Raw genomic sequence first — 21173 nt, 5'->3', positions numbered from 1 at the left:
CGGATTTCCCGTGGCGTCGGCCTAGCGCCTCCACCAGGAGACCTTCCGGTGGCTCGGGAGGGGGCGACGGTGACTGCCCGACCCTGGGTATCTCTGGAGGATCCAGCGTGAGGGTGTCCATTTGATGCCGAGTGCTGCCCGGGTTCCCCATCCTCCTGAGAATCCGATGGCGCCGACTCCGGCACCGTAGATTCCCGCACGTCCCACGGAACCCCAACTCGCCTTCCGGTTTCCGTACTTCTTCGCGGCAGCGCCGGCGAGCCCTCCGGCGATAACACCGCAGGCTGCCGCAGCGGCACCTGCGGTGAGCACTCCACAGGCGAATCCGGCACTGACGGCCGCGATACCGACCCGGTGGCGTTTGACGAACTGCCCGTACTTGCTCTTCTTGAATCCGTTCCACTTCTTCTTGAGCCAGTTCTTGCCGTCGAGGTCGTATTCGTTGACGGGGTCACCCGGGTATCCGTAGGCGTTGTCTCCGCCGCCGTGCACCGGGTCGGTCGAGAGGAAGCGGCCGGTGGTGGGGTCGTAGAGGCGGACGCCCATGAGGGTGAGGCCGGTGAGGGTTTCGGAGGAGCGTTGTTTGGCGCCGAGCCAGTTGTAGCGGGTGGCGGGCTGGCCGGTGCGGGGGTTGCCGTACTCGTCGTTGTCCAGGACCAGGGGGGACTCGGCGGTGTCCAGCGGGAGCTGGAGGGCGAGGTCGCCGTGGACACTGGTGAGCTGGAGGACGGTGCCCTCGGTGTTGCCGGTGGTGGCGGCGAGGTCACCGGAGGCCGAGGTGACGTTGCGGGTGAGGGTGCCGTCCACGGGGTTCTCGGTGATCCAGCGGGGGTTGTCGCCGTCGCCGCCGTAGTGGTTGACCTTGGTCGCGGTCTGCGCCCAGGTGCCGTCCGTGTCTTCCTCGACGGTCCAGGAGCGGAAGCGGTGGGCCGCGTCGAGCTGCCAGGTCTGGCGCTGTCCGTTCGCCGTCTGCCGGTGGACCAGGTCGTTGGCGTAGTAGCCGATCCGGCTGCCCGGCAGTGTGGTGGTGCGGCCGAAGGCGTCGTAGACGTAGCCGGTGCCGGTCAGGCGGTCGGCGCTGTCGTACGTGTGGGTGGTGGTGGTTCCTCCGGTGGTGGGGCAGGCGGCGTCGGCTTCGCCTTCGGCGGTGGTCAGCGCGGTGCGGTTGGTGCGCTGGTCGAAGGTGTAGGTACGGGTGGCGCAGGTGCCGCCGACGGTGTCGTTCACCTGGGTGAGGCGTCCGGTCCGGTCGTAGGCGTAGTCCTTGCCGGACCAGCCGGAGTGGCGGGTGACCTGTCCGTGGGCGGATTCCTCGACGGTGTCGGAGTAGACGGTCTCACCGTCGCTGTCACGGGTGTAGACCCGGGAGAGCACGGCCCCGGTGGTGTCCTCCTCGACGCTGAGGGTGTACCCGCCGGGGAGCTGCTCGGTGGTGACGGAGCCGTCCGCGCCGTACCGGGTTTCGAAGGCGCCGGCGACCGAGTCGGTGATCCGCGTGGCCAGGCCGCGCGGCTCGACGCTCGTGTCGTAGGTGTACGTGACGGTCGACGGGGCGGAGTCGCTCACCTTGACGGGCCGGTCGAGCAGGTCGTACTCGGTGCGGGTCGTCCCGCCGTCGGCGTCCGTGTAGGAGATCTGACGGCCGAGCCCGTCGTACGCCCTGGTGATCGTGCCGCCGGTCGGGGAGACCGTGCGGACACTCCGGCCGGTGGCCGGGTCGTACTCGGTGGCCGTCTCCGGGACCGCCTGGCCGAGCCCGCCGGTCGTGACGGTCCTCACCGGGCGTCCGGCGGCGTCATGGCTGGTCGTGGTGGTGCGGGTGGTGCCGTCGGCGGTCTCGGTGACCTTGGCTGGGTTGCCCCACCAGTCGTACTCGGTGGTGGTGGCCGGGAGCTGGGACGGGTTCGAACCGCCACCCGTGATCGCGCCGGCCGGGCCGGTGGCGCAGAGCTGGTCGGCCCACTCCGGGCGCCCCTCGCAGGTGCCGGTGCCGGTCGCGGACCAGTAGCTCGTCACCCGGGTGACCGCGTCGGTGCCGGTGGCGCCGGGCGGGAGTTGCCTGGTGACCCGGCCCTGGGCGTCGTACTCGGTGGTGTCGGTGATCGCGAGGCCGCCGGGGTCCTTGACGGTCCTGACCGGCAGGCCCTTGGTCCAGTCGTACTGGGTCTGGGTCACGCGCGGGTCGGCCATGGTGCCGCTGCCGAGGACCCGGGCGCCGGTGGTGACCTTGGTGACTTGGTGCTCGACCTTGGCGGTGCCGTCGGTGGGGCGGCCCGTGTCGTACTCGTTGAGCGTCCAGGAGCGGGCGGCGGCCGTGTCGCCGTCGAGGCCGACTCGGCGCAGCGGCCCGAACTCCTCCAGCTGCCGCAGGCCCTTGTCGTCGTGGACGGAGGTGGTGGCCAGGAGGTCGGCGCGGTCCTCGGTGGAGAGGCCTTCGATGCCGAGGTCGGTGAGGGTCTCGCGGTCGGCGGGGGTGGTGCCGAGGGCGAGGGCCCGGTTGCCGGCGGAGAGTTCCCGGACGGTGTTGCCGAACCGGTCGTAGGCGGTGGTGGTGAGGTGGCCGCCAGGGGCGGCGGTGTTCACCTGGCGCCCGGAGGCGTTGGTGTACGTGACCGTGGCGCGGCGGTGGTCGGCTGCGGTCAGCTGGTCGCCGGAGTGTGAGGACGGCACGGAGTCGGCCGGGAACACGGCGGTGGCGTCGGTGGGGGCGTCGCTCTGACCCCACGCCTTCACGTCCGTGGCACCCATCGGGTAGGGGGCCCTGGCCCCGGTGAGCGGGACGTCGTAGACGACGCTCGTCGACGCGGTACCGGACGCGACGTCCTTGGTGCCCTGCTGGAGGCCGGAGCGGCTCGCCTTGAGGAGCATGCCGTCACCGGCGGTGGCGGCGTTGCCCGCCTTGCCGTAGGTGAAGGTCCACGGCAGTTGCCCGGCCGGGGTCAGGGTGGTGATCCGGCCCGTCGTGTCGTAGGTGTACCGGGTCTTCAGCGCGGGGGTGATGAGCGGGTCGTACGTCTCCCGCAGACGGCCGGTGGAGTCGTACGCGTACGTCTGCACCGTCTTCGCGCTCGCCGTGGTGGCGCCCGGTTCGGTGGACCAGCCGCGGATCTCCTTGACCCGGCCCGTGAAGTCACCGAGTCCGGTGCTCGTGGCGGTGGTGGAGGTGGCGTAGACGAACTCCAGCGCCCGGCAGCCCTTCGTGGACGGCGTCGCCGTGCAGGTGGTGGCCGACGCGGCGGACGTCGGGGCGATGACCAGCTTCGGGCGGGCGCGCTTCTCACCGTCCTCGGTGACGGTCTCGGAGACGACCGTGGTGGTGGAGCGGTCCAGGCCGTCGAGCGTGGAGGAGGCCACCTGCCAGGTGGTGGCCGACGCGTCGGGCTTGGTGAAGACGGTGAGGGTGCCCTCGGTGTCGTTCAGCGTGAACGAACCCGACGGCGAGCCGGTCAGGGTCATGTCCTCTGCTCCGGGCTCAGGCTTCCAGCCGCCGCCGGTGGTGGCGGTGAAGCCGAGCTCCTCGCCGTCGATGTCGACCAGGGCGACCGAGGTCGCGGAGGTCTTCTTGAGGTGGGACCAGTCCGACTCGGTGATCTCCGCGACGGTGCCGGAGGTCCACTGCGGGCCGAACACCGCCGCCTGGCCTTCCTGCCGCGCACCGGCGTCGGGCCGCCGGGAGGACGCGGTCCGGGACACGGACAGTCCGAAGAGGGAGACGTCGGTGGCGGACAGGGTGTGATCGCCGGTCAGCAGGTTGACCGAGCCGGGGCCCGCCTCCTGCGACGGAGCGGTGCCCGCGGTGCGGTCCACCGTGACGTCGTTGCCCGGGGAGAAGGCGGGCGTGGTGGTGCCGGGCTGCGTGAACGCGGCCCGGACCTCGATCGGACCGTCCTCGCCGAGGCTGTCGGTGATGTTCCAGGTCATGGCGGCGGGCTTGCCGTCGGTCGCCGGGACGGGCCAGGACGGCACTGCCGCCGTGCCCCTGCGGACGTCGGCGACGGGCACGTTCTTCCAGGTGTCGGTCTCGCCCCGGCGGTACTGGTAGGTCACCCCGGTGTACGTCTTCTCGCCCTCGGCCGACAGGACCGTGCGGCGGGCCGGACGGTCACCCTGGGCGGGGGACAGCAGCGCCGCTCCGGAACCCGCGTAGAAGACGTGGCTGGACTCGGTGGAGACGTTGCCCGCAGGATCGACGGTGCGGGTGGTGAGGGTGTGCCTGCCGGCGAGGAAGGCCAGCGTCCGGGTGACGGCCGTGCCGGTGGTGGCGGCGGACTGCCAGGCTCCGGTGTCGAGTCGGTACTGGACCTCGGCCACGTCACTGGCCGGAGGCTTGAGGGTGAAGGAGCCGGAGAAGCCGCCCTTCGCGTCCGGAGTACCGGACCAGGTGTCGGCCGGGAAGTCACCGGAGGTGACGCTGGTGGTGGCGGGCTTGGCGGTGTCGACGGTGAAGTAGACCTTGGGAGTCCAGTTCGACCAGGCGTTGCCGTCGCTGGCGCGCCCCCAGTACCAGTAGGTGCGGCCGTTGGCCAGCTTGCCCGCGGGCACGGTCCAGGAGGCCGTCTTGTCGGCGACCGGGGACAGGGTGCCAGGGTCGTGGACCATCAGGTTCGTCGAGCCCTCCCACAGTTCCCACTTGGTGCGCAGGGTCGTGGTCTCGGCGTCGCTCGCCATGTACTTCAGGCCCGGGGTGGTCGTGGTGACCCAGTTCCTGCCCGCGTTCGCGCGGCCCGGGGTGACGGTCATCGGGTTCCCGGCGACCGGGACGGTGTTGTACGTGACGGAGACGTAGGGGGTGTTGGCGGCGGCGTTGCCGGAGTTGAACCGCTTCCAGGAGTACGGGTCGGACTCGTTGGTCGCCCGTATGCCCATGGAGTTGGTGCCGTTGCCGTTGGCGGCCCAGGCGGTGGCGAGGTTCTTGATGTCCTGGGAGACCCAGCCGTCCGCGCAGGAGGACGAGAAGCCCTTCGTCGCGGTGGCGGTCGCCCACTTGTTGTTCCAGTTGGGCTGGGCCGTCCACCGGCTGGCGGTCGTGGCACGGGGGGTGTCCCAGACCTCCCAGCTGTTCGGTGTGCAGGACCAGGAGTGGTGGTTCCACAGGTTCAGTTTCGCGCCGAGGATCTGCTTCCCGCTGATCGCCCCCATGGGGAAGCTGAGGAAGGAACGGGCGGTCTGGCCGGAGCCGTTGTTGCCGAGCTTGAGTTCGGTGGAGGCCGACTGGTCGGTGGTGTAGCCCTGCTGGACGAAGGTGTCGAAACTCGCGCCGAGGTTCACCGCGGGGTCGACGGTCACGGGGAACTTCGTCGTCGGGTCCGCCAGGAAGGCGGCGTCCGGGGTCAGAGTGAGGTCGATCGCGTCGCCGTTCTGCGTCACCTTCAGGCCGACGTCCGCGCGGCGGGTGTGTTCACCGGACCGCTCGTCGACGGTGGCGTCCCACATGACCGGGGCCGGGATCGTGCCGACCGTCCGACCGGACGCGGTGTGCAGGAAAGCGACCGAGCGGTCGGCGTTCTGACGGGCGGTGAGGCCCTTGGCTTCCAGAGTCAGAGCCACGGAACCGTTCGCGGCGACCGCCGTACGGTCCTTCAGTTCCAGGAACTGCTCGAAACCGGTACGGGTCGACTCGATGACCAGGTCCGTGGAGGGCAGCACACCGGCGTACCGCGCGTTCGTCCCCGACAGCACCGGCTCGGGCAGCACGCCACGCCACGCCAGGTCCAGCGACCGGCCGTCCCCGGCGTCCAGCGACACCAGTGGCACCGCCGCGGTCTTCGCCCCGCCGGCCCGGCCCGACGCCCTCACCCGCGCGGCCAGTGGGCCGGGCGTCCGGCCACCGAGCCGCAGCCCGAGCGGATGCCCCGCCGCGACGACCGAACCGTCCACCGCCTTCGTCAGGTCGATGTCGACGTCCCGCCAGGCGCCCGTCTCCCGGTCACGGAACCGGACCGGCCCCGACGCGGAATCCGTCGTCACCGTCCCGTCCGGATTCGCCCAGGTCGTCGACGACTCCGTCCGCTCCGACAAGGCCTCGACCCGCGTGCCCGACAGCCGGGCCGCGACGGTCGCCGACGCGAGGTCCGCCGCCTCGGCAGGGCCCCGCGCCCCGTCGGCCTCGGGCGCCCGCACGGCCGAGGTCAAGGCCACCGCCTGGCCCGTGGTCATCACCACGACCGCCGTCTCGACGCTCATCAGGGCGGCTGTCGCCAGAGCGACCCTCCGCCAGACGCGCCGGTCACGTCTTCCCCCGCTCGTTCGTCCCGGCGGAGACCCATGCTTCTTCACTCGACCATCCCTGCATTTCCGTCACTGCCTGTGATCAGGTAGCGGTGGATGCTATTCCGGCAGTAAAGATCTTGTGAAGGGAACAGTGGAAAGATGGGTGCCAGCATGTACGGCGCTCCCCGCCATTCCCGCAGGCCGGTCGGGGAGCGTGCCGAAGGATGCCCAGACTGCCGGACTTCCTCACAAAGGCCTTCCCCTGAATCAACAGTGACGGTACGTCGAGATTTGGAAGAACCACGGGAGGGCATCGGCGTGGAGATCGCTCTGTGGTGCGAGACGACGACCCGACGGGTTCCTCGACCAGGCGGCGCTCGCCCCGGACAGGAGTCGCGGGTCGCTCGGGCCGTAGTGGCTCGTCGAGCGGGAGCGCGGCGGCGACCTCTGGGATCACCGCAGGCGAGTACGGTACGGGCCACCGGCCCCGTACCGTAAGCCCGTTCACCCCTCGTACCTGTCTACGATCAGTGCCGTGTGCGCATATGTGATGGTCGCCGAGGATGACGACAAACAGGCCGAGCTGGTCCGCCGGTACCTCCTGCGTGAAGGGCACTCCGTCACCCTGGTGGCGGACGGCCGCACCGCTGTCGAGGCTGTCCGCCACCGGCCCCCCGACCTGATCGTCCTGGATGTGATGATGCCCAGGACCGACGGCCTGGACGTGCTGCGGATCCTGCGCGCCGAAGCGTACGAACTCCCCGTGCTGATGCTCACCGCCCGCTCCACCGAGGACGATCTGCTCCTCGGGCTCGACCTCGGCGCCGACGACTACATGACCAAGCCGTACAGCCCTCGGGAGCTGATGGCCCGGGTCCGTACCCTGCTGCGCCGCACCGCTCCGCGCGGCGGGACCGCCCCGCCGGCCGAGGAACATCTGCTGACCGTCGGGGACTTGGTGGTCGACCCGGAGAAACACGAAGTCACGGTCGGCGGCGGTGGCGTCGACTGCACACCCGGAGAATTCCGCATCCTCGCCGCGATGGCCACCGAGCCGGGACGGGTCTTCACCCGCCAGCGCCTCCTCCAGGAACTCCACGGCTACACGCGCTACATCGGTGACCGGACCGTCGACGTCCACATCATGAACCTGCGGAAGAAGGTCGAGACCGAGCCGAAGCGGCCCGAGAAGCTGCTGACCGTCTTCGGCGTCGGCTACAAGCTGGTCGCCCCCGTCGCAGGCCCGGGGCGGGGTGGCCGTGCGACGCCGTAGCCGAGGCAGTACGAAAGGGGCCAGTGGGATGGGAGAAGACAGCAGTACGGGACGGACGACCGGGGCCCGGGACGCGCGCCGCGCCCGGCGTCTGCCCCTGCGCAAGAGCCTGCTGGCCCGGCTCCTCGCGGTCTCCGCCCTCGTGGCCGTCTGCTCCGTCGCCGCCACCGCCTGGCTCGCCGCGCAGACCACCACCGGCGCCATCGAACGCGAGCAGGGCCGGGATCTGGCCAAGGACGCCCGGATCTACCGCGAACTCCTGGGGCATGCCGCCACCAACCCCCAGTGGGACGGGGTCGAACGCAAGGTCAGGGAGCTGGCCGCCGCCAACGACCGGCGGATCGTGCTCGTCAACCCGCGCAGCGGGCTCGTCGTCGCCGACTCCTCGACCGGGAAGAACCCGCTCCCCCTCCCCGAGACGCCCTCCGCGTCCATCGATCCCCTGCGAGTCGACTCCGCCTTCGGCGGCGCCACCGAGAACGGCGCGCCCGGCGCACTGGCCGGGGCGAACGGCGGCAAGGGCAGCATCGACCCGCGCGCCGTGGGGCCGTTCCAACTGCCCCGCACGGAGCGGGCCGCCCTGCGCGAGCTCGCCGACGGGGTGGTGTCCTGCCTGCGCGGAAGGTTCTCCATGAACGCCGAGCGCATGACCACCCCCAGCGGTCGCTCCTATATCCGGACGGCAGGTGTGGAGACCGGGCAGTACCAGCACTTGTGCGGCCTGGCAGAGCTGGCGCAGCCCACCGCCACCGAGGAGAAGGCCGTCGCGGCGCTCAACAAGCTCTCCGACACCTGCCTGCGGCGCAGCAAGCGCACAGCGATCCCCCTGTGGCTGATCCACGGCGCACAGGGGGAGCCCCGGATCGTCTTCGGCGACCGGAGGGGGCCCGTCGAGACGACGTTCGTCCTCCTCGACCGGCCGAGTCCGGGACGGGCCCGGGACGCGGCCAAGGTCCCGATCGATGTGGTCAAGGCGAAGATGCTGCCCCACCGGGTGGACAGCACGGTCGAGAACTGTGTCGACAACGCCCGCCGCCAGCAGCTCGTCTCCCATGTCGCCGCCCCCGCCGAGCTGTACATCAGCGATCCGGACGGGAGCCCCACCGCGCCCGGCTTCGACCTCTCCCCGGACGACACCGCCCGCGTCGCGGGGGTCGCCGCGCTGGTCCTCGCGCTGACCGTCGGCGCCTCCGTGCTGGCGGCGACCCGCCTGGTGCGGCCCCTGCGGGCGCTGACCTCCGCCGCACAGCTCATGAAGGACGGTGAGGCCACCGCGCCCGTCCCCGTACGCTCCGACAACGAGATCGGCCGACTCGCCGCCGCCTTCAACGACATGGCCGCGCACCGCGCCCGGCTGGAGCACCAGCGGCGCGAGATGGTCGGCGACGTCGCCCATGAACTGCGGACCCCGCTGAGCACCATCCGGGGCTGGCTGGAGGGTGCCCAGGACGGTGTCGCCGACCTCGACCCCGCCTTCGTCTCGTCCCTGCTCGAAGAGGCGGTCCAGCTCCAGCACATCATCGACGACCTCCAGGACCTGGCCCAGGCCGACGCGGGCGCACTGCGGCTGAGCCCCGCGCCGGTAGGGGTGGGAGAGCTGCTCGCCCAGGTCGCCGCCGCGCAGACGCCCCGCGCCGAGACGTCCGGCGTCCGCCTCGCCGTGACCTGCGCCGACGGACTGCCGGACCTCGTCGCGGATCCGGTCCGGCTGCGGCAGGCGGTCGGGAACCTGGTCTCCAACGCCGTGCGCCACACCCCGCACGGCGGCACTGTCACCCTGCGCGCACGCGCCGCCGGATCCCGGCTCACCGTCGAGGTCGAGGACACGGGGAGCGGGATTCCGGCCGAGGACCTGCCGTATGTCTTCGACCGGTTCTGGCGGGCCGACAAGTCCCGCAACCGGCGGACCGGCGGCAGCGGCCTCGGACTGGCGATCGTACGGAAACTGGCCGAGGCGCACGGCGGTACGGCGACGGCACGCAGCACCCCCGGGGAGGGATCGGTGTTCATCCTGGAGCTGCCGGTGGCGGGGAGGAGCTGAGCGGGCGGGCCGGGTGCCCCGCCGGGCCGGACGGCCTCGGCCGGGTACGACCGGGGTGTGACGGCGACGCGGCCGCCGTGCGGTGCCGACGGATGCGCGGCGGTACGGATGCGGTGGGGCCGGATGCCCTCGAGGCCCGGACGTACCGCGGCTCGGCGGTCCCGGCTGCGGCGCAGCGCTGACCGGGAGGCGAAAGCACCGCTGACCGGGGGGCGACAAGACCCTGACAGGTTCTTCATACGTCTCGGCCAGCCTGGGCGCCGTACTGAATCCCAGCCTCCCGAATGGAGTCCCCCATGACAGCTGCGTCCTCGCGCGGTGCCCTGAAGGCCCTTGCCGTCACGACCGCCGCCCTCGGCGCCGTCCTGGTCTCCGGCAGCGGCGCGTTCGCCGACAGCGCCCCCTCGCCGGTGAAGATCGTCGTGGCCGACAAGGTCGTGTGCAAGTCGCCGTCGGACCAGGGCAAGAGCGGTGGCAAGAGCCGTGTCGTCGGCAAGGACGGCGCCGTCATCTGCCTCCAGCCCTCCGAGCGCGGGCGTTCGGCCGCGGCGCTGCCGCGCGGCGGTGTCGCCGCGGGCGAGCGTCCCGTCGCCGCCCAGGGTGACGGCAGCCCCACCACGGTGATCGTCGGGGCCACGGCCGCCACCGTCACCCTGGCCGTCGCGGGCACGGTCGTGATCCGCCGCCGCACCGCGCACCACGACGCCCGCTGAGCCACAGCAACGGCACCAGCAGCACCAAGAGCACCAAGAGCACCAAGAGCACCAAGAGCACCAACAGTCGTACGCCCGTCCGGTCCGCTGCGGAGTCGCTCCCGCCGCGGGCCGGCCCGGCCGCCGCACCTCCCCCTCGACCCGTGTCACCGGAAGGCTTCCTCATGCACCGTCACCGCCTGCCGACCTGGTACGCCGTCGGGCTGGCCCTCGCCCTCGCGGCGACGGGCTGCTCCACCGGGACCGGAGCCGGAGCCGAGACCGGAGCCGGAGCCGTGACCAAGACGGCGACGGGGACGGGGACCACGAAGGACCCCGCACCGCCGTCCGCGACCGACACGCCCGCCACGTCCCCCGGCAAGGACGCCGCCGAGCCCGTCCACGTCTCCATCCCCGCCATCAAGGTCAGCAGCGCCCTGATGCGTCTCGGGCTCAACAGCGATCGGACGGTCGAGGTACCGCCGTCCGAGCAGGGGATGACCGCGGGCTGGTACACCGGCGGAGCGGCCCCGGGCGAGAAGGGCGCCGCGGTGCTCATCGGACACAACGACACCAGGTTCGGCCGCGCCGTCTTCCACGATCTGAACAAGCTCACCAAAGGAGCCGAGATCATCGTCCGCGACGCCCGCGGCAAGAACCTCACCTTCACCGTCACCGCGACCGAGACCGTACGGAAGACCGCCTTCCCCACCCAGCGCGTCTACGGCCCGACCGCCACGCCCGAGCTGCGCCTCGTCACCTGCGACGGCGAGTTCGACGCCGAGGGGCATCCGGTGGACAACCTGATCGTGTACGCCAAGCTCTGAGCCGCATGTCGGCCCGGCGGCCTGCGGGGAGAGGGCGTGCCCCGTCCGCCGGGACCGTGCGGCAGCCATGCCCCGAACCGTCCAGCCGTCACCACGCCGCCAATTGGCCCACGCCGTACCCGCTGAGCGCCCCGGTCCCTGCCCAGCCCGATCGCGATCGCAGTCGCAGTCGCAGTCGCAGTCGCAGTCGCAGTCGCCCGCTGACGCGGTCAAGGCGGCTTGGGTTCCCGACCGGCCCCCGGGAACGACCGAAGGGCCGTTTCAGATCTCTCTGAAACGGCCCTTCGGTATCCGACTTCGCAAAGTCGGGACGACAGGATTTGAACCTGCGACCCCTTGACCCCCAGTCAAGTGCGCTACCAAGCTGCGCCACGTCCCGATGCCTGCCTCCGGGGTGTTGCTCCCTCGTCGGCGTGCAGGGAAAACACTACCTCACTCCGGCGGGTGCGATGACGCACGGGCTGTCACGGGGTCCCGGCGGGCGGGGTGGCGGGGTCCTGGCGGTGGGCCGGTCGGGCCCGCGCGGGACAATGGGCGGGTGAACCCGACAGCGAGTGGCCGTGGCAGGGACCGTGACGAGGCTGGGCGGGCGCGGAACGCGCGGCCCCGTGACGGTCTCGGGCGGCCCCTTCCCCACGGCGCCGAGGGCGTGGCCCGGCAGCCCGAGGGCGTGGTGCGCGAGCCCGGCGAGACCCTGCGGGAGGCGCAGCGGCTGCTCGACGCCGGGATGCCGTTCCACGCGCACGAGGTCTTCGAGGACGCCTGGAAGTCGGGGCCCGGGGCGGAGCGGGACCTGTGGCAGGGGCTGGCCCAGCTCGCCGTCGGTCTGACCCACGCCGCCCGGGGCAACGGGCCCGGCGGTGCCCGGTTGCTGCGCCGTGGCGCCGACCGCCTCGAGGGCGGCCCGGGGCGCGCGGCCTCGGAGCCGTACGGGATCGACGTGGACGGTCTCGTCGACTGGGCCCGCACCCTGGCCGCCCTTACGGACGGTGCGGTGGCGGCTTCTGACGGCCGTCCGGTTCCCGTCGATCCCGTCGCCGTCTCCCCCCGCCTGCTCCGGCCGTCCGTCTGAGCTATGCGTCCGGTTCCTCCAGGGCTTCGCGCAGGACCGTGGTGTGGCTGGTCGACGGGTCCTTGGTCGCGGTCAGCAGGGTGACCGGGCCCTGGGCCGCCAGCGTCCTCAGGCGGTCCAGGGCCGTGGCGGCGTCGGGGGCGGTGAGCTCGGCCCCGTAGCGGTGGCGGAACTCCTCGTACGTGCCGTCCGGGCCGTGGTACCAGCGGCGGAGTTCGGTGGAAGGGGTGAGCGCCTTGGGCCATTCGTCGATGCGGGCGTCGGTCTTGGCGAGGCCGCGCGGCCAGAGGCGGTCGACGAGGACCCGTACGCCGTCGTCGGGTGAGGGGGTCTCGTAGACGCGGCGGACGCGGACGTCGGGGCTGTGTGGGGGCATGGTCCCAGGGTGCGGGACCGTGCCGGGTCTCAGCGTTCGGCGCGCAGTGCCGGAAGGAGGACGGCGTCGACGAAGGTCCGCATGGTCGAGGCGTCCGTGAAGCGCTCCTCGAAGATCCGCTCGATGCGGAGCATTCCCATGAAGCAGGGGGCGACGAACTCGACGGCGGGATTTCCGGCGGCGACCTCGCCGCGCGCGACGGCGCGGGCCACGATCGCGTCGATGGCGGCGACCTCGGGGGCGATGACGGTCTCGCGGAGCGCGGCGCGCAGGTCGGGGTGCTGGATGAAGGCCTGGGCGACGGCTTCCATGAGTTCGGCGTCGCGTTCGCGGTGGGAGGCGGCGATGCGGCCGGCCTCGCGGAGGTCTCCCGCGAGGGTGCCGGTGTCGATCCCGGCGAAGACGGTGCAGCGGCGCCGGGCGAGCGCGGCGGTGACGAGCTTGGGTTTGGTGCCCCACTGCCGGTAGAGGGTGGCCTTGCCGCACTTGGTGCGGGCGGCGACGCCCTCCATGGTCACGGAGTCGTATCCGCCCTCGCGCAGGAGACAGAGGACGGCGTCGTAGAGCTCGGTCTCGCGCTCCGGCGTGATCTTGCTGCGGCGGGCTGCGGCGGTAGCGGCCTCTGTGGACATCGATCCCTCCCGGACACCTCTGTCTGCACATACGAGAGTAGGGGGTGCACAATCGAGACGCAAACGTATCGAGACGCTTGCGTCTCGATGGATTCGGATCTAGGCTCACTCCGTTTGTTGGCGATTTGACGGATTAGAGGGCCGCACGATGGCTGGCGGGATACGCGGGATACGAGGCACACGTCCTGCGGGACCGGGGAGGAAGCCCTCCCCCGGCCCCGGCGACGGAACCGCCCGGCCGCCCCTCCTGCGCGAGCTGCTGCTCGTCACCGCGCTCTTCCTCGTCTACAAGTTCGGCCGGCTCTTCGCCAACGGCCACGAGGCCCTCGCCTTCCGGAACGCCGACCGCGTCTGGAACGCCGAACGCGCCCTCCACCTCCCGGGCGAGGGAGCCGTGCAACAGCTCCTCCTGCACGGCGAGACCCTGATACGGGCGGCGAACACGTACTACGCGGCCGTGCACTTCCCGGCCACCATCGCCTTCCTCGGCTGGCTCTACCTGCGCCGCCCCGCCCACTACGTGTGGTCCCGCCGGGTGCTCGCGCTGCTCACCGGCGCCGCCCTCGCCCTGCACCTGCTGATGCCGCTCGCGCCGCCCCGGATGCTGGCGGCGGGCGGCCTCGTCGACACCGCCCGCGTCTACGGACCCTCCGTCTACGCGGCGACCCCGGAGACCGACTCCATGGCGAACCAGTTCGCCGCGATGCCCTCACTGCACTTCGGCTGGGCCCTGATGGTCGCGATCGGCCTCGTCGCCGCCACCCGGTCGCGGTGGCGCTTCCTCTGGCTGCTGCACCCGCTGCTCACCCTGATCGTCATCGTCGGCACCGCCAACCACTACTGGTTCGACGCGCTCGCCGCCGCCGCGCTCCTCGGCCTCGCCCTGCTCGCCGTCCGCGCGCCCGGCCGCCGTACGGCTCCGCCGCCGGTGCCGCGCACCCTCGGCACGACGCCCCTCCCGGCCGGAGTCCTCCGATGAGCCCCGGCTCGGGCACCGTCCTCGCGGTGCTGCTCTCGCTCGTCTCGGCCGCCGGATACGCGCTCGCCGCCGTTGCCCAGTCCCGGCTGGCCGCCGCCTCCCCCGCCCGGGACGGCGGCGGCGCCCTGCGCGCGCTGCTCGCCCGCCGCCAGTGGTGGGCGGCCGTCGGACTCAACGCCGCCGGGGCCCTCGCCCACGTCGTCGCCCTGCACTACGGGCCGCTGACCCTGGTCCAGCCGCTCGGCGCGCTGACCCTGGTGGCGGCGCTGCCGCTCGGGGCGTACGCGGCGCGGCGCCGGGTCACCCGCACCGAGTGGCGCGGCGCCCTGTGCACCCTGGCCGGTCTCGTCGGGCTCGTCGCGGTGACGGGTCCGGCCGCGCCGGGCGAGGCCCTCACCCTCTCCGAGTCCCTCGCCGTCGCGGCGACGACGGCGCTGCTCATCGCCGTGCTGTCCGCCGGGCGGGCGCCGGGAAGGACCCGGCGCGGGCTCGGCCACGCGACGGCCTCCGGGCTCGCCTCCGGCGTCGCCTCGGCGCTGACCCAGACCCTGACGGCCGCGCTCGCCCTCGAACTGCCGGGCCGTGAACCGACCTGGTGGCAGACCGCACTGCTCGCGCTCCTGATCTCCGGCTTCGCGACGGGCGGGCTGCTGCTCTCCCAGGCCGCCTACCGGGGCGGTCTCGCCGCGCCACTGGCCGTGGTCAACCTCTCCAACCCGGCCTCCGCGGCGGTGATCGGTGTCGCCCTCCTCGGCGAGACGTTCCGGGCGGGCGCCTGGGGCTGGGCCGCTGCGGCCGCCGCGGCCCTGGTCGCCGCGCGCGGGGTGGTCCTCCTGACGAAGGGCGCGCCGGACCCGTCCGCAGCGGCAGGGGGCCCGCCTCCGGTCCCGGCACCGCGCGCGTCGGGCTCCGGCGCCCCGGCGCCCGGCGGAGCCGACCGGGGCTTCCACGGACCCGTCACCCCCTCGCTCGCACTGCCCGACGTGGAGGCCTCGCCCGCGCCGCTCGCGGGCTGAGCGCGCGGACCGGTCGCCGGACCGGGAGCGAAGACCGGTCGCCGGACCGAGGAAGGAACCGCCGGGCCGAGGAAGGAAAACCGGTCGCGGCCGGGAGCGGGGAAAGGGGAGTCGGGAAGGACCCGGGCCGGGGCGGCGCCCGGGCCGGAACGATCCGGAACGATCCGGAATCCTCAATTCGTCACCTTGACGACAATCGAGGGAACCTCCTATCGTCACCATGACGACAAGGGGGTTTCCTCATGGCAGACATCACCCGGCGGGCAGGCTGGCGCCATCTGCGTTCCGCGCCCACCTCGCACATCCGCCACCAGAGCCGCGGGCGGCTCGTGCACGAGGGCGAGGGGCTGAGCTTCTGGTTCCGTCCGCTGACCGCCGCCCTCTCCGAGGTCCCGGTGGACGACCGTGAACTGGCCATGGCCTTCCACGCCCGCACCGCCGACTTCCAGGACGTCAGCGTCCAGTCGACCGTCACGTACCGGATCGGCGACCCGGCGGCGGCGGCCACCCGGCTCGACTTCTCCGTGGACCCCGACACCGGCGCCTGGCGCGGCACCCCGCTGGAGCAGATCGCCACCCTCCTCACCGGGACCGCCCAGCAGCACGCGCTCGACGTACTGGCCCGCACCGCGCTCGCCGAGGCGCTCGTGGACGGCGTCGCGGCGGTCCGCGACCGAGTCGCCGCCGGGCTCGCGGCCGAGCCCAGGCTGCCCGCCACCGGCATCGAGATCGTCTCCGTACGGGTGGTGGCGCTCCGGCCCGAGCCCGAGGTGGAGCGCGCCCTGCGCACCCCGGCCCGCGAGCAGATCCAGCAGGAGGCCGACCGGGCCACCTACGAGCGGCGCGCGGTGGCCGTCGAACGCGAACGCGCCATCGCGGAGAACGAACTGTCCAACAGGATCGAGCTGGCCCGGCAGGAGGAACGGCTGGTCGAGCAGCACGGCACCAACGCCCGCCGCGAGGCCGAGGAGAACGCCGCCGCCGACGCCGTGCGCGCCGAGGCCGAGGCCGTACGGAAGGTCCGCCTCGCCCGTGCCGAGGCGGAGGCGGCCCGGGAGGTCGGCGCGGCGCGCGCCGCCGCGCAGTCCGCGTGGCTCGCGGCGCACACCGAGGTGCCGCCCACGACCCTGCGCGCGCTCGCGGTGAGCCGCGCGGCCGAGAACCTGCCCCGCATCGAGCATCTGACGCTCTCCCCCGACGTGCTGACCGGGCTCCTCGCCCGACTGGGCGAGGGCGGGGCCGGGGCCGGGTCGTGAGCCTGGCACCGCGCGCGGTGCTCGTGCACCGGACCACGGAGTACGAGGAGCTGCTCGCCCGGCACGGGACGCACGGGCAGGCGTCGTTCTTCCTCTCCGCGCGCGGTCGCTCGGTGGACGCCGTGCGCGAGCGGCACGAGCGGGCCGGGCGGGCGCTGGCCGAGGTGGCGGGCGCGGTTCCGCTGTCCTGGCGGCGGACCCGGGTGGAGCGGGACGACCTGGACAGGTTCCCGTTCGGGCCGGAGGACGTGGTCGTCGTGGTCGGGCAGGACGGGCTGGTCGCCAACACGGCGAAGTACCTGACGGGTCAGCCCGTCGTCGGGATCGACGCCGACCCGGGCCGGAATCCGGGCGTCCTGGTCCGGCACCGCGCCGACCGGGCCCGGCGGCTCCTTCCGCACGCGGTGACGGCGGGCGCGGCGGTGGACGAGCTGACCATGGTGGAGGCCGTCACCGACGACACCCAGCGGCTCCTGGCCCTCAACGAGATCTATGTCGGCCCGCGCGGCCATCAGACGGCCCGGTACACGCTGGACGGGGACGCTCCCGGGGTCCCGCCCGAGCCGCAGGCCTCGTCGGGGGTGCTCGTGGGCACCGGGACGGGTGCGACGGGGTGGCTGCGGTCGCTGTGGGAACAGCGCTCCAGCGCGCTCGCCCTGCCCGCTCCCGCCGACGCCCGGCTCGCCTGGTTCGTCCGGGAGGCCTGGCCGTCCCCGGCGACCGGGACCAGCCGGGTGGAGGGGCTGCTCGACCGGGGCCGGGCGCTGCGGCTCACCGTCGAGTCGGACCGGCTGGTGGTCTTCGGCGACGGCGTCGAGTCGGACGCCCTGGAACTGACGTGGGGCCAGACGGTCCGGCTCGGGGTCGCGGGAACACGGCTGCGGCTCGTGACCTGAGCGGCCCTCGTACGGGTGACGGGTCGCGGCCGTGCCTCGCGGGCCGGGCGACACCCTCCCTGGGCACCCTCCCGGGTCACCCTCTCTGGGCACCCTCCCGGGGGTCCGTACGGCGCGGCCGGAATCGTTCGGCCAGGGCCGGGAGCGGGGCCGTACGGCGTTATGCTCGGCGCGCTTTGTCCGGTTTCCCGCGACCGGACGTCCGCCGCCCGTTCCCGGCTGTCGAAGGAATCTCCATGGTCTCCGTCTCCTCCGGCTCGTTGTCCGTCTCGCCCGCCACGGTCACGGACTGGGAAATCGTCCGTTCCTGGGCCGCCGAGGAGGGGTGGAACCCCGGTCTGGCCGACGCCGGGGCGTTCTTCACGCAGGACCCCGGGGGCTTCTTCCTCGGCCGGGTCGACGGGGAGCCGGTCTCGGCGATCTCGGTCGTCACCTACGACGACGCGTACGCGTTCCTGGGCTTCTACCTCGTCCGGCCCGAACTGCGCGGCCACGGACACGGTCTCGCCACCTGGCGGGCCGCGCTGGCGCACGCGGGCGGGCGGGCGATCGGGCTCGACGGGGTCCCCGCCCAGCAGGACAACTACCGGCGCTCGGGCTTCACCACCGCGTACCGGACGGCGCGTTACGTGGGTGAGGTCCCGGCGCCCGACGCTCCCGTGACCGGGGTCGTGCCCGCCGGCCGGATCGATCCGGCCGTCCTCGCCGCCTATGACGCGGCCTGTCACCACGCCGACCGGCCACGGTTCCTCGCCGCCTGGGTGGCGACGCCCGGACACCGCGCGCTGGTCCGCGTGGCCGACGGGCGGCCGGTCGGGTACGGGGTGGTCCGCCCCGCGCAGGGGGAGGCGCGGATCGGGCCGCTCTTCGCGGACACCCCGGCCGACGCGGGGGCGCTGCTCGACGCCCTCGCCGCCGAGGCCAGGGACTTCGGCTCGGACCGGATCGCGGTGGACATGCCGGAGTCGAACCCGGCGGCGGCCCGGCTGGCCGAGGAGCGGGGACTGCGGCCGACGTTCGAGACGGCCCGGATGTACACGGGCCCGGTGCGTCCGGTGGCGCGCGAGCGGGTCTTCGGGGTCACGACCCTCGAACTGGGCTGACCCGGAGGGCGGTCCGGCCGGGCCGTCCGACCGGGCCGTCCTACCGGGGCGGTCCAGTGAGGCGGTGGTCCGAGTCCTGGGGGCGAACGGCCCCGGGCCGGGACGGGCGGGTACGGGCGGGTGACTGGCCTGACGGGACCGGGCAGGAAAGGGATCGGGCAGGACGGGCACGAACCGAGCCCGTCCCGACCAGGCGGGGCAGGACAAGCACCGGGCAGACACCTGCCGAGCTGCCGGGACCGGGTGGGGCTGGCCGGACCGGACGGGCAGGGCCTGACGCAGCCGAGCCGGGCGGGTCCCTTCGGCCCGGGCCGACCCGGCAGGCCCGCGAACTGGGCCGATCCCGGACGGCTTTCCCTCGGGAAGGGGCGGGGCAGGGGCCGGCGAGACGCCCCCGCCCCGCCCCTTCCGGCGTCCCTGCCCCGCCCTTCCCCCGTCCCCGCACCGCCCCTTCCGGCGCGCGGGTCGCGCCCATCCCTCACCACCCCCCGCCGCCCCATGAGGGGTGACAAGGGTTTTCCCCGTATCGGGTTCACCCCCCCGTTGCCTACTGTCCTCCGCACCGGCAGATACCATCCTCCGACCGCACCTGACAGGTGCATGTGGAGGGTGACATCCGCCGGTGGCGGCCTTGACCCGGGCCGTTGCGCCGGTGGCGGCGCATGGGCCCCCAGCCCAGGGACCTGCGGACCGCGACCCCACTTCGCCCCGTGAGCCCCGCGCCGCCGCCACTGCTCCGCAGTTACGTCGTGATCGAAAGGGCCACACCTTGAACGGTTCCAGGCGGAGACTCATATCCGTGGTCGCGAGCGCCGCGATACTCGGCGCCGCTGCCACCACCTCCGGGGCGTTCGCCGCCGCCCCGGGCGCAGCCACCCCGAAGCCCGCCCCGGCTTCGCAGACGATGCGGGCGCTCCCCAGCGCCCCCGTCGAGAAGGTCATCGTCACCTACAAGAACCAGGCCGCCGAGGCCGGTTCCAACACCGCCGCGAAGAGCGACACGGCCGAGAAGGCCGCGAAGACGGGCGAGAAGCTCTCCTTCGAACGCCGCCTCGCGGGCGGTGCCGCCCTGGTGAACCTGGGCGGCGGGGCCTCCCCGCAGGACGTGACCGAGGTCATGGCCGCCTTCCGCGCCGACCCGTCCGTCGCCTCCGTCGAGCCGGACATCCGCGCCTACGCGATGGCGGTCACCCCGAACGACACCGACTACGCCAAGCAGTGGGACCTCTTCGAGCCCACCGGCGGCATGAACGTTCCCGCTGCCTGGGACAAGACGACGGGCTCCGGCGTCACCGTGGCCGTCATCGACACCGGCTACGCCGCCCACTCGGACCTGGCGGCCAACGTCGTCGCCGGATACGACTTCATCTCCGCCTCCGCCGACGCCCGCGACGGCAACGGCCGCGACGCGGACCCGAAGGACGAGGGCGACTGGAACGCCACCGACAACGAGTGCGGCGTCGGTTCAAAGGCCTCCACCTCCTCCTGGCACGGCACCCACGTGGCCGGCACCATCGGCGCCGTCACCAACAACACCAAGGGCATCGCGGGCATCGCGTACAACGCGAAGATCCAGCCCGTGCGGGTGCTCGGCAAGTGCGGCGGCTCGTCCTCCGACATCGCCGACGCCATCACCTGGGCCTCCGGCGGCTCCGTGCCGGGGATCCCCGCCAACGCGAACCCGGCGAAGGTCGTCAACCTGAGCCTGGGCGGCGCCAGCTCCACCTGCCCGAGCGTCTACCAGACCGCGATCAACGGCGCCGTCTCGCGCGGCACCACCGTCGTCGTCGCCGCGGGCAACAGCAACGCCAACACCTCCAGCTTCACCCCCGCCAACTGCGCCAACGTCATCACCGTGGCGTCGACCAACCGCGACGGCAGCCGCTCGTACTACTCCAACTTCGGCACCCTCGTGGACGTGGCCGCGCCCGGCGGCGAGACCCGCCGCGCCACCGACACGCCCGGTACCGTCACCACCCCCGAGAACGCCATCTACTCCACGCTGAACTCGGGCACGACCACCCAGTCGGCCGAGAACTACAAGCCCTACCAGGGCACCTCGATGGCCGCCCCGCACATCGCCGGTCTCGCCGCGCTGCTCAAGTCGGCGAAGAGCACCCTGACCCCGGCCCAGATCGAGACCGCGATCAAGGCCAACGCCCGTCCGCTGCCCGGCACCTGCACCGGCGGCTGCGGCAGCGGCATCGCCGACACGGCCAAGACCGTCGACGCCGTCACGGCCACCCCGCCCGCGGGTACGGTCTTCACCAACGCCACCGACGTGACGGTCCCGGACAACACCACGGTGACGTCCTCCATCGCCGTCACCGGCCGCACCGGCAACGCGCCCGCCGCCCTCAAGGTCGACGTGGACATCAAGCACACCTGGCGCGGAGACCTGGTCGTCGACCTGGTCGCCCCCGACGGCACGGTGCGCAACCTGAAGGCGTCCGCCTCCTCCGACAGCGCCGACAACGTCCTCGCCACCTACACGGTCGACGCGTCGAGCGAGGTCGCCAACGGCACCTGGAAGCTCCAGGTCCGCGATGTGGCCACGGGTGACACCGGTTACATCGACTCGTGGAGCCTCACCTTCTGACGCATCGCGTCCCCCACAGAACCACCCCCCACATCAGCATCACCGCTGGTCAGCGACGCGCCCGTGGTCCACACCACGGGCGCGTCCTGGCGTCCGCGCCCACCGGACGGCCGGGGCGCCCTGTCCGTATGCCGGACAAGGGGCCTGGACTCCGCCGGTGGGCTCCGTATTCTCAGCCCACGGGGCCCACGGGCCGGGCCC

The 21173-nt window shown here is 72.9% G+C and carries 14 protein-coding genes and 1 tRNA gene; 11 read left to right on the top strand and 4 right to left on the bottom strand.

The window, feature by feature from the left end:
• Nucleotides 1-21 precede the first annotated feature (21 nt).
• Nucleotides 22-6183 (bottom strand): DNRLRE domain-containing protein, encoded by a 6162-nt coding sequence (locus ACIRQY_RS01890; protein WP_403921656.1) that lies wholly within the window; start codon nt 6181-6183, stop codon nt 22-24.
• Nucleotides 6184-6760: 577 nt separating this feature from the next.
• Here ACIRQY_RS01890 and ACIRQY_RS01885 point away from each other — a divergent pair.
• The 4 genes from ACIRQY_RS01885 to ACIRQY_RS01870 all read left to right on the top strand — a co-directional run bounded on the left by ACIRQY_RS01885 (nt 6761) and on the right by ACIRQY_RS01870 (nt 11043).
• Nucleotides 6761-7483, top strand: a complete 723-nt coding sequence (locus tag ACIRQY_RS01885) for a response regulator transcription factor (RefSeq protein ID WP_351790907.1) — start codon at nt 6761-6763, stop codon at nt 7481-7483.
• 28 nt (nt 7484-7511) lie between these two features.
• Nucleotides 7512-9524, top strand: coding sequence for a sensor histidine kinase (locus tag ACIRQY_RS01880; RefSeq protein WP_403921654.1), 2013 nt, complete (start codon nt 7512-7514; stop codon nt 9522-9524).
• Between the two features lie 296 nt (nt 9525-9820).
• A complete protein-coding gene (locus tag ACIRQY_RS01875) occupies nt 9821-10237 on the top strand; it encodes a hypothetical protein (RefSeq protein WP_403921653.1) in 417 nt (138 codons plus the stop codon).
• A gap of 164 nt (nt 10238-10401) precedes the next feature.
• Nucleotides 10402-11043: a class F sortase gene (locus tag ACIRQY_RS01870; protein ID WP_403921652.1), complete on the top strand. Its 642-nt coding sequence runs from the start codon at nt 10402-10404 to the stop codon at nt 11041-11043.
• A gap of 305 nt (nt 11044-11348) precedes the next feature.
• Here ACIRQY_RS01870 and ACIRQY_RS01865 read toward each other — a convergent pair.
• Nucleotides 11349-11422 (bottom strand) — tRNA-Pro (locus ACIRQY_RS01865).
• A 159-nt stretch (nt 11423-11581) separates the two neighbouring features.
• Here ACIRQY_RS01865 and ACIRQY_RS01860 point away from each other — a divergent pair.
• A complete protein-coding gene (locus ACIRQY_RS01860; RefSeq protein WP_403921650.1) occupies nt 11582-12115 on the top strand; it encodes a DUF309 domain-containing protein in 534 nt (177 codons plus the stop codon).
• A gap of 1 nt (nt 12116) precedes the next feature.
• On the opposite strand, the gene ACIRQY_RS01855 is transcribed toward ACIRQY_RS01860, so the two are convergent.
• On the bottom strand, nt 12117-12491 hold the full coding sequence (locus tag ACIRQY_RS01855; protein WP_403921648.1) for a DUF488 domain-containing protein: 375 nt from the start codon (nt 12489-12491) through the stop codon (nt 12117-12119).
• 29 nt (nt 12492-12520) lie between these two features.
• The gene (locus ACIRQY_RS01850; RefSeq protein ID WP_351790806.1) at nt 12521-13123 is read right to left on the bottom strand and encodes a TetR/AcrR family transcriptional regulator; all 603 of its coding nucleotides are present in this window, start codon (nt 13121-13123) and stop codon (nt 12521-12523) included.
• Between the two features lie 148 nt (nt 13124-13271).
• Here ACIRQY_RS01850 and ACIRQY_RS01845 point away from each other — a divergent pair, with 148 nt between their 5' ends.
• The 6 genes from ACIRQY_RS01845 (at nt 13272) to ACIRQY_RS01820 (ending at nt 20972) form a co-directional block, all read left to right on the top strand.
• Nucleotides 13272-14102, top strand: a complete 831-nt coding sequence (locus ACIRQY_RS01845) for a phosphatase PAP2 family protein (RefSeq protein WP_403921646.1) — start codon at nt 13272-13274, stop codon at nt 14100-14102.
• On the top strand, nt 14099-15118 hold the full coding sequence (locus ACIRQY_RS01840) for a DMT family transporter (RefSeq protein ID WP_403921644.1): 1020 nt from the start codon (nt 14099-14101) through the stop codon (nt 15116-15118). The genes ACIRQY_RS01845 and ACIRQY_RS01840 overlap by 4 nt, the downstream gene beginning before the upstream one ends.
• A 242-nt stretch (nt 15119-15360) precedes the next feature.
• Complete coding sequence (locus tag ACIRQY_RS01835) at nt 15361-16374, top strand: SPFH domain-containing protein (RefSeq protein WP_403921643.1); 1014 nt, start codon at nt 15361-15363, stop codon at nt 16372-16374.
• Nucleotides 16371-17270, top strand: a complete 900-nt coding sequence (locus ACIRQY_RS01830; RefSeq protein WP_351790794.1) for a hypothetical protein — start codon at nt 16371-16373, stop codon at nt 17268-17270. The genes ACIRQY_RS01835 and ACIRQY_RS01830 overlap by 4 nt, the downstream gene beginning before the upstream one ends.
• 236 nt (nt 17271-17506) lie before the next feature.
• On the top strand, nt 17507-18373 hold the full coding sequence (locus tag ACIRQY_RS01825) for a GNAT family N-acetyltransferase (RefSeq protein ID WP_403921641.1): 867 nt from the start codon (nt 17507-17509) through the stop codon (nt 18371-18373).
• Between the two features lie 904 nt (nt 18374-19277).
• On the top strand, nt 19278-20972 hold the full coding sequence (locus ACIRQY_RS01820) for a S8 family peptidase (RefSeq protein ID WP_403922272.1): 1695 nt from the start codon (nt 19278-19280) through the stop codon (nt 20970-20972).
• Nucleotides 20973-21173: the final 201 nt, after the last annotated feature.

This window comes from Streptomyces sp. NPDC101490, from assembly GCF_044767145.1.
Lineage (GTDB): Bacteria > Actinomycetota > Actinomycetes > Streptomycetales > Streptomycetaceae > Streptomyces.
This window is presented reverse-complemented; position numbering and strand designations above follow the sequence as displayed.